12 protein-coding genes are annotated in these 13,801 nt (G+C 60.5%); 4 read left to right on the forward strand and 8 right to left on the reverse strand.

Features of this window, described 5'->3' with window-relative positions; genetic code table 11:
- From ABJF10_RS09550 to ABJF10_RS09565, 4 genes are all read left to right on the forward strand, one after another.
- The coding region (locus tag ABJF10_RS09550) for a Nit6803 family nitrilase (RefSeq protein WP_348544329.1) at nucleotides 1–930 on the forward strand (930 nt) is incomplete at its 5' end.
- Nucleotides 878–2,017, forward strand: a complete 1,140-nt coding sequence (locus tag ABJF10_RS09555; RefSeq protein ID WP_348544330.1) for an MSMEG_0568 family radical SAM protein — start codon at nucleotides 878–880, stop codon at nucleotides 2,015–2,017. The genes ABJF10_RS09550 and ABJF10_RS09555, both read left to right, overlap by 53 nt.
- Before the next feature lie 6 nt (nucleotides 2,018–2,023).
- Nucleotides 2,024–2,299, forward strand: a complete 276-nt coding sequence (locus ABJF10_RS09560; protein WP_348544331.1) for an MSMEG_0570 family nitrogen starvation response protein — start codon at nucleotides 2,024–2,026, stop codon at nucleotides 2,297–2,299.
- Nucleotides 2,292–3,611 (forward strand): MSMEG_0569 family flavin-dependent oxidoreductase, encoded by a 1,320-nt coding sequence (locus ABJF10_RS09565; protein ID WP_348544332.1) that lies wholly within the window; start codon nucleotides 2,292–2,294, stop codon nucleotides 3,609–3,611. The genes ABJF10_RS09560 and ABJF10_RS09565 overlap by 8 nt, the downstream gene beginning before the upstream one ends.
- 908 nt (nucleotides 3,612–4,519) lie before the next feature.
- On the opposite strand, the gene ABJF10_RS09570 is transcribed toward ABJF10_RS09565, so the two are convergent.
- The 8 genes from ABJF10_RS09570 to ABJF10_RS09605 form a co-directional block, all read right to left on the reverse strand.
- Nucleotides 4,520–5,347, reverse strand: a complete 828-nt coding sequence (locus ABJF10_RS09570; RefSeq protein WP_348544333.1) for an SGNH/GDSL hydrolase family protein — start codon at nucleotides 5,345–5,347, stop codon at nucleotides 4,520–4,522.
- Between the two features lie 44 nt (nucleotides 5,348–5,391).
- Nucleotides 5,392–5,907: a hypothetical protein gene (locus tag ABJF10_RS09575; protein WP_348544334.1), complete on the reverse strand. Its 516-nt coding sequence runs from the start codon at nucleotides 5,905–5,907 to the stop codon at nucleotides 5,392–5,394.
- A complete protein-coding gene (locus ABJF10_RS09580; RefSeq protein ID WP_348544335.1) occupies nucleotides 5,900–6,511 on the reverse strand; it encodes a response regulator in 612 nt (203 codons plus the stop codon). Before ABJF10_RS09580 ends, ABJF10_RS09575 begins: the two co-directional genes overlap by 8 nt.
- Entirely contained in the window at nucleotides 6,508–9,015 is a 2,508-nt protein-coding gene (locus ABJF10_RS09585) for a PAS domain S-box protein (RefSeq protein WP_348544336.1), read from the reverse strand. The genes ABJF10_RS09580 and ABJF10_RS09585 overlap by 4 nt, the downstream gene beginning before the upstream one ends.
- A gap of 260 nt (nucleotides 9,016–9,275) precedes the next feature.
- Complete coding sequence (locus ABJF10_RS09590) at nucleotides 9,276–10,529, reverse strand: hypothetical protein (protein WP_348544337.1); 1,254 nt, start codon at nucleotides 10,527–10,529, stop codon at nucleotides 9,276–9,278.
- Between the two features lie 109 nt (nucleotides 10,530–10,638).
- The gene (mddA, locus tag ABJF10_RS09595; RefSeq protein WP_348544338.1) at nucleotides 10,639–11,412 is read right to left on the reverse strand and encodes a methanethiol S-methyltransferase; all 774 of its coding nucleotides are present in this window, start codon (nucleotides 11,410–11,412) and stop codon (nucleotides 10,639–10,641) included.
- Between the two features lie 33 nt (nucleotides 11,413–11,445).
- On the reverse strand, nucleotides 11,446–11,679 hold the full coding sequence (locus ABJF10_RS09600; RefSeq protein ID WP_348544339.1) for a hypothetical protein: 234 nt from the start codon (nucleotides 11,677–11,679) through the stop codon (nucleotides 11,446–11,448).
- A 199-nt stretch (nucleotides 11,680–11,878) separates the two neighbouring features.
- A complete protein-coding gene (locus ABJF10_RS09605; protein WP_348544340.1) occupies nucleotides 11,879–13,789 on the reverse strand; it encodes a sigma 54-interacting transcriptional regulator in 1,911 nt (636 codons plus the stop codon).
- Between the last annotated feature and the right edge of the window lie 12 nt (nucleotides 13,790–13,801).

Here is a 13,801-nt window from a genome sequence, read left to right on the forward strand (position 1 = left end):
CGCGTTTGCGACGCGATCGACCGCGCCGCCGCGCAGGGCGTGGAACTGGCGGTCTTTCCTGAGACCTTCATTCCCTACTACCCGTACTTCTCCTTCGTCGCGCCACCGGTCGCCGCGGGGAAGGACCACCTGCGGCTTTATGACTTCGCCGTGGAAGTGCCCGGCCCGGTCACGGAGCAACTCGCGAAGGCGGCGGCCCAGCACGGCATGGTGCTCGTCATCGGTGTGAATGAGCGCGACGGCGGCAGCCTCTACAACGCGCAGCTCATCTTCGACACCGACGGCTCGCTGCTCCTCAAGCGCCGCAAGATTACGCCCACCTATCACGAGCGCATGATCTGGGGCCAGGGCGACGGCAGCGGCATCCGCGCCGTGGACAGCGCGGTCGGCCGCATCGGCGCGCTGGCCTGCTGGGAGCACTACAATCCGCTCGCCCGCTTTGCCCTCATGGAAGAACGCGAGGAGATCCACTGCGCGCAGTTTCCCGGCTCCATGGTCGGGCAAATCTTCGCCGACCAGATCGAAGTCACCATCCGCCATCACGCGCTCGAGTCGGGCTGCTTCGTGGTCAACGCCACCGGCTGGCTGACCGACGAGCAGATCAAATCGATCACGCCGGACGACAAGCTCCAGCGCGCCCTGCGCGGCGGCTGCCACTCGGCGATCATCTCGCCGGAAGGCGTGCCGCTCTGCGCACCCATCACCGAAGGCGAAGGCATGGCCATCGCCGAACTCGATCCCGCGCTGATCACCAAGCGCAAGCGCATGATGGATTCCGTGGGCCACTATGCGCGGCCCGACATCTTCACCCTGCACATCGACCGCACCCCACACCCGCAGGTGCGGAGCAAGGGCGGCGACGAACTTAAAACTCCTTATGCTGGACTTCCCATCGGCACTCCTGACGAAGAAACAGTTCCTGCTCTCTGAGCTGCAAACGCACGGCCTGCGCCTGCTCGATGCCGCCGCCGGCGCAGCCAGCCGCCGCGGCGGCGCGGGCCCGACCGACCACAAGGCCGTGACCGTGCTCGGCACCACCATCATGGTGCCCGTGCACACCCGCGGCGCGGCGAACTCGCCCTACGTGGCGGCGCCGCCCGATACCCGTGGCATGTCCGTGTTGCGCAGCGGCGAGGAAGTGATGTGCGAGATCTCCTTTCCGCCGCAGCCTCGCTTTTACGGGCTGAGCACCGCCGACGGCATTGAGTATTGGAAGATCGCGCAACTGCACTCGCTTGACACGCTGGCGACTACCGTGCTGCAAACGTGCATTCGTTACGGCAACAGCGCCACGAAGTGCCAGTTCTGCGCCATCGGCGAATCGCTGAAAGGTGGGCGCACGATAGCAAAGAAGACGCCGGAGCAGCTTGCCGAAGTCGCGGCCGCCGCGCAGAAATTCGACGGCGTGCGCAACGTCGTCATGACCACCGGCACACCCGCCACCGATGATCGCGGCGCGGCCGTGCTCACCGATTGCGCCGCCGCGATCAAGGCCGCCACCGGCCTGCCGATCCAGGCGCAATGCGAACCTCCCTCCGATTTTTCCTGGTTTTCCCAGATGCGTCGTGCGGGCGTCGACACCCTCGGTATGCACCTCGAGGCGTGGGATGAAGACGTCCGCACGCGCATCATGCCCGGCAAGGCCGAGGTGCCGCGCGCTTTCTACCTCGAGGCGTTCGCCGCCGCCGTCGAAGTCTTCGGCCGCGGCCAGGTGAGCACCTACCTGCTCGCCGGTCTCGGCGACACCATCGAAGACCTGCACGACGCGGCGCGCACCCTCATCCCGCTCGGTGTGTATCCCTTCATCGTCCCGTTCGTTCCAGTTGGTGGCACGCCACTCGCCGATCATCGGCCGCCTTCGGCCGATTTCATGCGCGCCGTCCTCGCACCGGTCGGCGAGTGGCTCTCCGCCGCCGGGATGACCTCCGACACGGTGAAGGCCGGCTGCGCCAAATGCGCCGCCTGCTCCACCCTCTCCACTTTCGAAAAGCCCAAGCAGTCCGCCTGCGCCGCCTGATTCATTATGCCCGAAGTCCTCTTCACCATCGAACTGCCCGACGGGGTCACCAAAGATTGCTATTCGCCCTCCACCGTCGTGCGCGATTACTTCGCCCAAGGCGAGGAGATGGCCGTGAGCGAATTTCTCGCCCGCAGCCGCAAAGCCCTCGCCGAAGCCAGCGAACGCGTCCGCGCCAAGTTCGGTTTTTCCTGCAGCTCCGCTGCGTCCCAGCTCGCCGATATCGAGCAATTCACCCGCAACTACGAACCGGGCGGCATCGTCCGCATACTCCATGTCTGACCGCAAAACCGACTCCTCGCCTGCTTCCTCCAGGCCGCAGCATTATTCCGTCCTTATCATCGGCGGCGGCCAGGCCGGCCTCTCCATGAGTTGGTGCCTGAAAGAACGCGGCATCGATCACCTCATCTTTGAAAAATACCGCATCGCGGAAGCCTGGCGCTCGCAGCGTTGGGACACCTTCTGCCTCGTGACGCCGAACTGGCAGTGCCAGCTCCCCGGCTTCCCCTACGCCGGGCCCGACCCACACGGGTTCATGGTGAAGAACCAGATCGTCGAATACATCGAAGCCTACGCAAAATCGTTCAGCCCGCCCGTGATGGAAGGCACCATCGTGAAGCGCCTCGCCCGCAATGCCCAGGGCCGCTTCGAGGTCAGCACCAGCTACCGCGATTTCACTGCCGACCAGGTGGTCGTGGCGACCGGCGGCTACCAGATCTCGACCATTCCGCGCATGGCGGAGAAATTCGCGCCTGGGGTGAAGCAACTCCACTCCTCCGATTACAAGAACGCCGATGAACTCCCGCCGGGCGCCGTGCTTGTCGTGGGCTCCGGCCAATCCGGCTGCCAGATCGCCGAGGACCTCCATCTCGCCGGTCGCAAGGTGCATCTCTGCGTCGGCGGCGCCCCGCGCACTGCCCGGCGCTACCGCGGCAAAGATGTGGTCGATTGGCTGGCCGACCTCGGCTACTACGACATGCCCGTGCACGAGCATCCGCAAAAGGAACGCGTGCGCGCCAAGGCCAACCATTACGTCACCGGCCGCGATGGCGGACGCGACATCGACCTGCGCAAATTTGCCGTTGAAGGGATGCAACTCCACGGTCGCCTGCGCGACATCCAGGGGACGAAGCTCACCTTCGCCGAAGACCTCGCGCAGAACCTCGACCAGGCCGACAACGTCGCCGAGAGCATCAAGAACACGATCGACAAATTCATCGCCGAGCACGGCATCGACGCTCCGACCGAACCGCGCTACACGCCCGTCTGGCAACCCGAGAACCTGCCGCTCGAGATCGACTATGCCGAGGCGAACATCACCACCATCATCTGGAGCGCGGGTTTCCGCACCGATTACTCCTGGGTCGAGATCCCGCTCTTCGACGGCAAAGGCTACCCGGTGCATCAGCGCGGCGTCACCACCGTGCCCGGCCTCTACTTCCTCGGCCTCCCCTGGCAATACACCTGGGGCTCCGGTCGGTTCTCCGGCGTCGCCCGCGACGCGCAATTTCTCGCCGAGTGCATCGACGCCCGCCACATGGCCGGCAATCCGCCACCGGCTCCTTCGCTCAACGAATTGGCGCTCGGTTCCTGACCGAGGGTCTGGCATTGGGAGAAACCGTCACCTCCGAGTCACGCAGGCACGACCGTCCGCCAAGGCCTTGCATCGGCCGTCGGTCGTGTAAAAGACGTCGCCGCGCGAGCGACTACTTGGCCGCAGTGGCTGGCGTTGCAGCCGCCTTCGCTTTGCTCTTGGCAAGGACAAGCGCCTCCGCTTTCCGGCGGCGTCGTGCGGTTTTCTTTACGTTGTCTTTGCCTTTGCAGTGTCCCATAGGAGGGGCAATAGGCACCCTGCGACCCACATTGCCAAGCGGAATCGCGCCGTTTTCCCTAAAATGAGCCGGTCAGGAGAATCGGGCGCACCTCGTCGGGTCGTCGACGCGAGGCTCCAAAATGGGTTCGTTTGGCAGAATTTACCCTTGGCGGCCCCTTCCCGTTCGGCCTTCGAGATGCCATCAACTGGCATTAGCGCAACCTACGCTTGGTGGCGTCGACCGACCCGGGCGGAAAAAATTCGACCTTTACCCGCCTTGACTGGCCTTGACCCGCCTTGACCAGCTTCTCCTTTACTCTGGATTGGTCATAGGCCAGTCAAGCCTGCCGGCCGACAGATCCCCGGCCAAATGTGGACGCCTTATTGCATCTTATTTGCATCACGTCACTCCAGTTTAGATGTGTCAAAGAACCTCATCCCTCCTTTTGCTGCCGGGATACCCCGAACGCCATTTACCCACCTCTTCCCTTACACCGGACACATTAGCACCACAGTCGTAAAAAGTCAAGCAAAAAGTGAGGGCAGGCAGAGATCGTCACAGCTCCGCCCCAGCAGGGCGGCAGAATTCCACTGCCCCGCTGGGGCAGGCGCTCGCGTGGAATGGTTTCCGGTGGCTGACGCCGACCGACTAATTTCGGGTCGGCCCTCCGGGCCTGATATCTCGCTCCCTACTTCCCTTCGTGCGCTTTCGCGCGGATCACCGGGGCGAGAAACTTTGCGGTCTCATCGGCAATGACGTGATATCCGGCCAGATTCGGGTGCCGGTCGTGATACCACCCCGGCAGATTGCCGAAGTGGGCATCGAGCCGATTGTCCAGCACGACCACCGCGGGGTCTTTGCCTTCCGTGACATACGGCTTCGCCAGCTCGCGCAGCTTTTCCGGGATCTTATCCAGCGGATATCGCCGATAGTTCAGCATGTCCGGTCCGCGCTTCAGCTCCTCCGCGTATCGCGGATAAATGTCGAAGAGCGTGAGCTTCTCTTCTTCGGCCACCTGGCGGATCAGCCCATTGATCTTCGCGCTCTTCTCCTCGTCGGCAAACGGGATCACCGTCATGGGAATGAGCATGGCGTGCGGATGATCGCGGCGCAGCTTCGCCAGCAGCTCGTGGAAATGCTGGGGAAAATTGATCTCGAAGTCCGGGATCTTCGCCTGGTCGTTTATTCCGTAACGGATGAAGATGTAGTCGAGCCCCGGCAGCTTGGAGGCCTGCTTCTCATAGCGCCCCGAATCGATCAGCCGCCGGATCGTCTCCCCGCTCAGCCCGGAGTTGATGACATTGGTCGGCGGCAGATCCCCCTCCGCCGCGAGCAGGATGCGAATGACATCCTCAAACTGCGGCTCCTGTGGCGCGAGCAGCTTGGGAAACTTCGCCTCGGTGGTGCTGTCGCCGAGGAGGAGGATTTGGATTTTGCCGTCGTTCTCCGCGGGTGCGGTAAACGTCAGAGCCAAGAGCAGGACCGCTAAGATGACTTTCGTGATGCATCGGCTCATCGCGGTAAGATCCTCAAAAAACAAACAATGTGACGGCCTCAGTATCAAATTCGCAAAAATGGTCCGCCGGCCTGGGCTTTGATCATCGGAGGCTTCTTCTCTCCGGTCGCAAAAACGTGAAATCGGTGACATTCAAATAAAAAGGCGTATTCAGGCAATATGCTCGTTCGCCCCAAAATATTGGCCCTGAATTCTTCACTGCAATAAATGGCAATCGGTTTATGAAAATAAAACCTTCCCAATCGCGCGATCGGGGGCGCCTTGCCATGGGAGTTTCTAAGAGGATACGCCCTCACTGACTGCCCCTTCGCAGCCGTGCCGATGTCCACCGGCGATTTCTCGTCCAAATGGTAGCCACGACCACGGAAATGCTCAAATGGCATCGTGACGAAATCCGCCCCCGTATCGACAATGCAGTTGATCTTCAAGCTATCCACCGTCACCTCCAACATTGGTCTTTGGTACGCGTCCACATCATGTATCGCATGATACGGATACTTTTCAGCGAACCGGCTGAACTCGTCGGGCGAAGTGGGTGCAATTCCGCGGTTTTCAGACATAATGAGAATCTTTCCCTTCCAATCGGATAATATACGGCTTGGCCAAGGGGTATCGACTACGTAGTTCGCTATAAAGACCGCTCAACGAATCCGCGCTGAAAATCACCTCCGCATCCGTTACTGCGATCCAATTTTCACCGTACTTCTCGAGCAAACTATTCCAGTTATTGCGCACAAAATTGGCATCGGAATCACCGGTCCATCCCCTTTTTTCCTCAAGACCTTCACGACAACTTTTGGCCAGATGATCGAACGAATCACTCTCGAGTTTTGAGACGTAGTCAAACACTCCCGCCTTTATGGCTGCCACGCAATCTCTGTAGCTTGGAAAGGCAGTGTACATGATAAAAACAGTCTTCAATCCCGGGAAAAAAGGGGATTGCAAGCGATCTGTCCTGGCCACGTCGAGACCAGTCTTCTCGGTGTTGAAGTCCATGTCGCAAATAACGATATCGAACTCACGGCGGTCCAGGTGCGCAATCGCTTCCGAGACATTTTGTGCCTCGGTTACTTCATAGCCTTCCTGCTCGAGTTCCCGGCGAAGGAGGCGCCTCTGCTGTTCGCCATCTTCGACCAAAAGCAAGTTCGCGATATATATATTCATTTGTCGGGTGATTCGCTCTCCACTACTGGCAAATAGATTTCGAAACGAGCCCCTTTGTCGCCGGCGGAACTCGCAATGATGTCACCGTGCTGAAAGCGAAGGACGAGCCTGGCCCACGGAAGACCCAACGATAGCCGCCGTTCGCTGCTCTTCGCAAAAGGGGCAAAAAGATCCTGCCGGATATCGTCGCGGATGCCCGATCCATTGTCAGCCACAATGATCCTGACATATTTCCTCTCCTCATCCAAATTCGCATCCCCGCCGCGCTCGGCCGCGGCGCAGACCTGCGATGTGATGGATATGATCAGAGGCTGATCTTGGCGCCGCGCCGCGTAGGCGTTGTTGATCAATTCGTCGAAAATATTGGCCAGGACATCGGGATCGCAGGCCACCACCGTGTCGCCGGCCTGGAGCGATGTTTCACAATGAAATGAAGTTACCCCCCGATTGCGCTGCGCAATTTCCGAAATAAGTGCGTCGATAGAGATCGGGCGCGGCTTCAGAGACAAGCGTCCGCCCATATCGGCACTACGCCGCAGAGTCCGGCGCACATGATTAACGACGGACTCTATCTCCGATATAGATTCGGCCGCGCTGGAACTCAAGTTTTCCCGTCTCAAAGCCCGAATGCTGTATTCCACAATCTGCATTTGGCCGCCGATTCCATGCAAGGCTTGCAGTTGCAAAAGTTGCTTTTCCTGGACATACTTGGATCGCGCCAGCAATCCAGGTATAAGATGCGCAAACATCATCACCTCGCTGGGATTGATATCGAAGATTCGACCCGCGTATAAGCAGTCTATCAGCAGAAGGCCTTGCGGGCCTTGCTCCTCGACCGCAAAGGCCAATATGCGGGTGATATCGTGTTGTTCGATAAACCGCCGGGCGGCACCGCGGGCCTGCTCTCGCGCGTCCAACGTCCGGTTGGTTCCATCCAGGATTAAGTCATGAATTTCCTGACCAAACTCTCTCGGATCAAGGACGGTTCTCAATACCTCGTTGTGGAGGCGATCCGGATGCACGAACGCCGGATCATGCATTTCTTCCATCGCTTTTAAGAAAGTGACAACGCCCGAACCCACTCCGTCAGCATAAATTTTCGCTTCTTCGATATTGCTTGGTCCGACGGCACATAAGCCTACCAACATTCCATCTACTAACCGAAAGAACATTGCGCGATGAGCCCGCAAGCCGTCCGAAGCAGTCAAGGCACATAAGATTCGGCGGATTTCGAGTTGCAGAACCGCCGGATTGTCGAGCCCAAGGGAATTTTGAAAATGGAAGGCGAGTGTGCGTTCGATGGTAGTTAGCTCCTCCATTCTATCCGCCCGCTCTTCCACAAGTTTGCGATCGTTTATGTCCTCGACGAAACCTTCGTAGCACCGGATCTCGCCTTTCTCATCTCGCACGACCCGCGCGAACTCCGAAATCCACAGCGGCGTACCGTCTGCGCGCCTGATGCGATATTCGAAACGCTTGATTACCCCTTTATCAGTCACTTCGACCATGAATTCCTTCCGCTTTTCCGGGTCGAAATAAAGGTCCGGTATTTGCTTGGCGAGAAGGCTTTCGGCGGAATCGTAACCGAACATCTGCACCAATGCCGGATTAACTCGAAGGTACTGGCCGGACGGCGTGCTTTGGAAGATGCCTATTACCGCGCCTTCGAATATTCGACGGTAATCTGCGCGCGCCTCTTTGACGGCATCCTCCAGTTGCGCGAGGATCGGTTCCCGCTCCAGTATATCCCAGAAGACGATTTGAATTTCCGTCACTTTTCCATCGGAATCGACCTCATAGGGCCTTTTGACCACCTGGACGTCATGATTGCTACCACCCAGTGGCGTATGAACTTCTATGGTTTGCCAGGGTTCGCCTGAATTAAATACTTTGCGATCATCGTTTTGATATTTCTCTGCTAAATCCCGCGGATAGAAGTCGTAGTCGGTCTTGCCCTTTATTTCGTCCAGGGTCATGCCGACTTCATCACAAAAGCGTTGATTGCCGAACGTGAATTCCAAGGCGCTGTTTTTTCGAATGACATATACTGGCACCGCCAGATGGAGATGCATTGCATCTGATACCTGAAAAGCGCGCTCGATATCTTCGGCGACCGAGATATCCTGAAGCGTCGAGAGGATGCCTTTGACTGTCCCTTGTTCGCTGTAAAACAGGAGGTCTCTGATCAGCATCGGAACGGTAGTTCCGTCTTTTTTCTCGAACGTGCGGCAAAAACTCGCGCCCGATTCCAAGTCGCGTTCGCCCGACGGAACTTTGGCGGCCAATTTGGCCCGTACTGCCTTCATCGATGCGGGGCGTTCCAGTTCGCGCACAAACTCCCATACAAATTTGCCTCTCATTTCTTCGATCGTTCGGCCCAGCATCTCCAGTTCCTTGCGATTGACTCTGCGAATCCGGCCCTCTTCATCCAGTTCGTGACAGCCTATCGGCAATTCCTCGAATAGGTCCACATACAGCGATGCTTGTCGGCTCTCCACAGTCACGAAGTCTCTCTAGAAGAGCGGCTTGCAGTGCTCAAGCATAAAAATGAGAAGCCTTGGCGAAGTGAGCCCATCTCGGGAATTGCCCCCGCGTGTCCGCAATCACAAGTTCACTTTGAGCGGGCGTGTCGTGACTTGAAAAAGCTGGACTGCCATCGAAATGAACACCGACAACCATTTCAATATGTCAAAGTCGAAAGCAGGGTGATTCTACCGACTAAACTTGAGGCTTTGAAAACGGGACAACTGGTCGGCAGGCGCCCTCAAATCATCCCCTGCAAATCGATGAGGTACATCTGACGCCCGCCATTGTGGGAGCTGTCGACGCACACCCAGTGGCCATCGCGGCTGCTGCGCGGGTGGGTGTCACAGCGCCATTCGCCGCGGTAGGGCGGTTTGCTCTCGAGATCGGCCAGCGGGACGCGCCGCCCGGTCGGGACGTGGTAGAGGAAGATGTGCTGGAGGTTGGCCTTGTCCGCGTAGGTGTCGTTGAGCACCCATTCGTTCTGGGTGCCGGGCAGGTAGGTGTTGTGGCCGTTGACGGTCATCACATCGGGGCCGATCGCTTCCACTGTGCGCGTCTTGTCGGTGAAAAGATAAAAGCGCTGCTGGTGCGAGGGATGATAAGTGAAGAGAAAGACGTGGCCGGGATCGCGCCACACGAAGTGCGAGCTGAAGCCGCTCGGGTCGATGACGTAGCGGTCGCTGCCATCGGCGTTCGCGGTGAACATGCGGGTGTGAAAGCGGGAGATCGGTTCGCCTTCGGCGCGCCAGCGGTGCAGGAAAATGAAGCGCGAGCCGTCCTGGTTGAAGAGCAGATGATTGAACCAGTTCTTCGCATTCTTCCCATAGCCGTCTTCCATTTCCCAAGGCACGGCGGCGATTTCCGCGAAGGTGATGAGCAGCTTCGACTCGCCGGTCTGCATGTCGATCTTCCAGATCCCGGCGTCGTCCGGCGCGAGTGCGTCGCGGTGCGGGTCGGGCAGCCCGGCATAGCCATAGCCGGGGCGGCAATCGTTGAGCCGGCGAAAATCGGGCGCGAGGCCCCAGCGGCCATCGGGGCTCACGGTGTAGACGGGCGCGGGCAGCGTGCGCTTCGCGCCGGTCTTCACATCGAGAATGCGGCAGACGAAGTGATCGCCTTCACGGTCGTTCCACATCACCTCGCTCGTGCTGCCGGGCAGCCATTGGAGCATGCAGCCCTGCTGCCAATTCCACGCGTGGGTCTCGCCCAGCTCAATCCACTTGTCCCCGTCCTCGAGGTCGACCATGCCGACCTGGATCTTGTCCTCCGGCGTGGGCGAACGGCTTTCGAAATCCACCTGGTTGCCGAGCACGAAGCGCCCCGTGGGATCGAACTGAAACTTGTCGTAGTAGCCGAACCAGTGGAACCGTGGCCCGCGCGTGATCGCGCGAATCGGCGGCAGCTTGGCCGCGTCCTGGGCTCGCAAGCCGCCGGCGAGCGCCGACGCAGCGAGGGTCTGGAGGAAGGAGCGGCGGGTGCGGAGGGGAATCATGCCGCAGAGTGTGAACGGGCCCGGGCACTGATCAAGAATTGGATGGAGCGTGAGAATAGGCGGACGCCGAACCTGGCCCGTCGCGAAGGTTGCGGCGCCACGCCGTGGATCAGTGGACCCGCTGGCGGACTTCCGGGGAATTGCCGCCCACGCGCGGCACGAGCATCGGCGTCCGGAGCTTGTAGTCGGCATATTCGGGATGAGCGGCCTGGAGGTCGCGCTCTTCGAGATAAATGCCGACCAGAATGTAGGCGGCGGTCATGACGGCGAAGAACAGATGCGCGGCGCTCATGACTGGGGTGCACCAGAAGGCGAAGAGAAAGCCGAGATAGAGCGGGTGACGAATTAGTTTGTAAGGTCCGGGCGTACCGAACGTGAGAGCGGTGTACGGACGCTGGCGGAACTGCAACCAGACCTGGCGCAAGCCGAAGAGGTCGAAATGATTGATGAGAAAAGTCGTCGCGAGGACGAGCAGCCAGCCGAAAGCGGAACCGGCCTGGAGCAGGAGCCGGCCGATCCCGTTGTCGACCTGCCACACGATCCCGCCCATGGGCTGCCAAAGCCAGAAGATCAGGGCCAGGGCGACGGAGGACGCCAGGGTGAAGGTGCTGCGCTCGGCGGTCTCGGGGATGAAGCGGGTGACCCAGTTTTTGAAGAAGGGACGGGCCATCACGCTGTGCTGCACGGCGAAAAGGCCGAGCAGGGCGGCATCGACCAGGAGCGCCGTCTCGAGCGGTGTGGTCGGCACCGAATCGATGGATTTCGGGACGAGGTAATTGCCGACGAAACCGGCGGCGTAGGAAAAGGTGCCGACGAAAGCCGCGTAGGCAATCGTGCCGTAAAGGAGCACAGCGGAGCGGTGGAGAAAGGAGGTTTGTTTCATGGTGGTGGGATCTGGTGAGAGGTCGGGGTTGGTTTAATGGAGAAGGGCCTCAGGGGCTCCCGTCGGACGCGGGCGACCCATTTGGATCTCGGCGCAATCGGGAGATTGAGTCGCGAGGGCGACCGCGACGGCGTTCAGCTCCTGGCACACGATCGTGATGGCTCCATCCGCGAAGGTCGCGTGGGCCAGGCCCCAAAGGGTCTTCATCGTTGACGGCAGGAGGCGATGGGCGGTCTTCGGCGGGGCGGGATTTTCGTTACGAGGCATAGAGGTCGATGGGTTTGGGGCAGGATTGCGGAATCTGCCGGAAACCATTTGCAGAGCGCGTGCCACCACCCTTCCGATGATCCTTTCCTGCTTATCGTAAAGCACTTACGATATTATTCTCCCCCGCAGTTTACTCGCGAGATTTCGCGATTTGCGAGATTTCGTCAGCCCGGTTCGCGAGATTTCGCGAGCTCGACGTTTATCCGGCGCGCCTCACCCCCAGCGCCTTCAGCCTCGAGGCGAGGGTCGACGGTTTCAGGCCGAGCAGTCGCGCCGCACCTTGCTCGCCCGAGACACGCCCCTCACAACGTTCCAACGCCCGTCGGAAATTCTGCCGCTCCAGTTCCGCCATTTCTTCGACGGAGTAGATGAGCTCGACGGCTCCCGCCGGGCCTTCCACGGGCGGCGCGGGGGTGGCCTCCGGCAGGGCGCGGGCGAGATTCATCCGCCCGCCCACCGCAGTGATGACCGCCCGCTCCATGACATTCTCCAGTTCGCGCACGTTGCCCGGCCACGCGTAGGCTTTGAGCCGCACCTGGCACTCCGGCGTGAGCGGAGCCACTTCCTCCCGGAGCCGCTTCGCAAAGCGACCGGCAAATGCTTCCGCGAGCAATGGGATGTCCTCCGGTCGCTCGCGGAGCGAGGGCAAGCGGATCGGAAACACGTTCAGCCGGTAGAAGAGGTCTTCCCGAAATCGTCCTTCAGCCACCTCGCGCCGCAGGTCGCGATTGGTCGCGGCCACCACGCGCACGTCCACCTGCTGCGTGCGACCGCTGCCGACCGGTTCAAAGGAGCCCTCTTGCAGCACCCGGAGCAGTTTGGCCTGGAGATCGAGCGGCAGTTCGCCGATCTCGTCGAGGAAAATGGTCCCGCGATCCGCCAGTGCGAAACGGCCCTCGCGTTTCGCCGTCGCACCGGTGAAGGCGCCTTTTTCGTGCCCAAAGAATTCGCTCTCGATCAACGTCGCAGGGATCGCAGCGCAGTTCACCGTGATCATGGGTTCCCCGTGCCGCAGGCTGCCGGTATGGATGGCGCGGGCGAATAACTCCTTGCCGGTGCCCGTTTCGCCCTGGATCAAAACCGTGGCGTTCGTGGCTGCGACCTGGCGCACCTCCTCCAGCACCTGCCGCAGCGCCGGGCTCCGGCCGAGGATTTCCGGACCGTTCAATTGCTGCAGTTCGTCCCGGAGACAGGCCGCCTCTACTTCCAGCGAGTGGATGCGGCGCTCCGCCTCGAGCCGATCGTTCACATTGCGCAGCACAAGCGCGAAGAAGTGGCGCCGCCCGGCGGCGAAGCGCGAGAGCGTAGCCTCGGCAGCGAATCGATCGCCGCCCAATTGCGTCACGTCCAGGCCGCCGGCGATCCAGGCCGACGCGCGGCCTTCGCCCTGCAACTCAGCGGCCAGTTCCGCCAGTCGCACTCCGCCCTCCGGCGTGAGGAAATCGCGGAAGTCGAGCCCCACCGCCCGGCGCGACTCACAACCGAACATCCTTTCCGCGGCGGGATTGAGCAGCGTCACCGCGAGCTGCGCGTCGAGCTCGATGATCGCGTCCATCGCACCATTGACCACCCGGCTCAGTTTTTCTTCGCGGGCCCGCAGTTCCGACTCGACCCGCAGCCGGCGCAATTCCGCCGCTGCGCGCTCGGCAAAAATCTGGAACAGCGCCCGGGCCTTGGGACTATCAGGCATCGGCGCCCGATCGATCACCGCCATGTGCCCGAGCAGGCGCCCGTCCGCGTCCTTCAGCGGCACGCCGAGGTAACTGACAAATCCACCTTCGCGAATCTGCGGTGCATCCGGGAAGAGATCGAGCAATCGGTCGGGGAAATGCACCAGATTCGCTGTGCCGATCACCGCTTCGCAAGGCGTTCCGGCGATGTCGATCTTGTAGCCTTCGATCCAATTTCCATCCATCCAGAAAGCCAGCGCCTGGAGCTGGTGAGACTCTTCGAGATACTCCGTGATCCACGCGCCGCATGTCTCCATCGCCTGCGCCAGCCGCTGCACCAGTCCCGCGAAATAACGCTCCCCCGTCTCGGCGGCGGTGCTCTCCAGGATCGCCCAGAGGGGGTTATCGTCGGTGGATGATGGCGTGGTTTTCCTGGCCATGGCGCGGGCTGT

Origin of the sequence: Chthoniobacter sp., from assembly GCF_040003245.1 — a bacterium.
Taxonomy (GTDB): Bacteria; Verrucomicrobiota; Verrucomicrobiia; order Chthoniobacterales; family Chthoniobacteraceae; genus Chthoniobacter.

What these genes read in the sequence shown, in the direction of transcription:
- ABJF10_RS09555 (WP_348544330.1), top strand. Translation starts at nt 878, where the DNA reads ATGCTGGACTTCCCATCGGCACTCCTGACGAAGAAACAGTTCCTGCTC.
- ABJF10_RS09560 (WP_348544331.1), top strand. Translation starts at nt 2,024, where the DNA reads ATGCCCGAAGTCCTCTTCACCATCGAACTGCCCGACGGGGTCACCAAA.
- ABJF10_RS09565 (WP_348544332.1), top strand. Translation starts at nt 2,292, where the DNA reads ATGTCTGACCGCAAAACCGACTCCTCGCCTGCTTCCTCCAGGCCGCAG.
- ABJF10_RS09570 (WP_348544333.1), bottom strand. Translation starts at nt 5,347, where the DNA reads ATGAGCCGATGCATCACGAAAGTCATCTTAGCGGTCCTGCTCTTGGCT.
- ABJF10_RS09575 (WP_348544334.1), bottom strand. Translation starts at nt 5,907, where the DNA reads ATGTCTGAAAACCGCGGAATTGCACCCACTTCGCCCGACGAGTTCAGC.
- ABJF10_RS09580 (WP_348544335.1), bottom strand. Translation starts at nt 6,511, where the DNA reads ATGAATATATATATCGCGAACTTGCTTTTGGTCGAAGATGGCGAACAG.
- ABJF10_RS09590 (WP_348544337.1), bottom strand. Translation starts at nt 10,529, where the DNA reads ATGATTCCCCTCCGCACCCGCCGCTCCTTCCTCCAGACCCTCGCTGCG.
- mddA (WP_348544338.1), bottom strand. Translation starts at nt 11,412, where the DNA reads ATGAAACAAACCTCCTTTCTCCACCGCTCCGCTGTGCTCCTTTACGGC.
- ABJF10_RS09600 (WP_348544339.1), bottom strand. Translation starts at nt 11,679, where the DNA reads ATGCCTCGTAACGAAAATCCCGCCCCGCCGAAGACCGCCCATCGCCTC.
- ABJF10_RS09605 (WP_348544340.1), bottom strand. Translation starts at nt 13,789, where the DNA reads ATGGCCAGGAAAACCACGCCATCATCCACCGACGATAACCCCCTCTGG.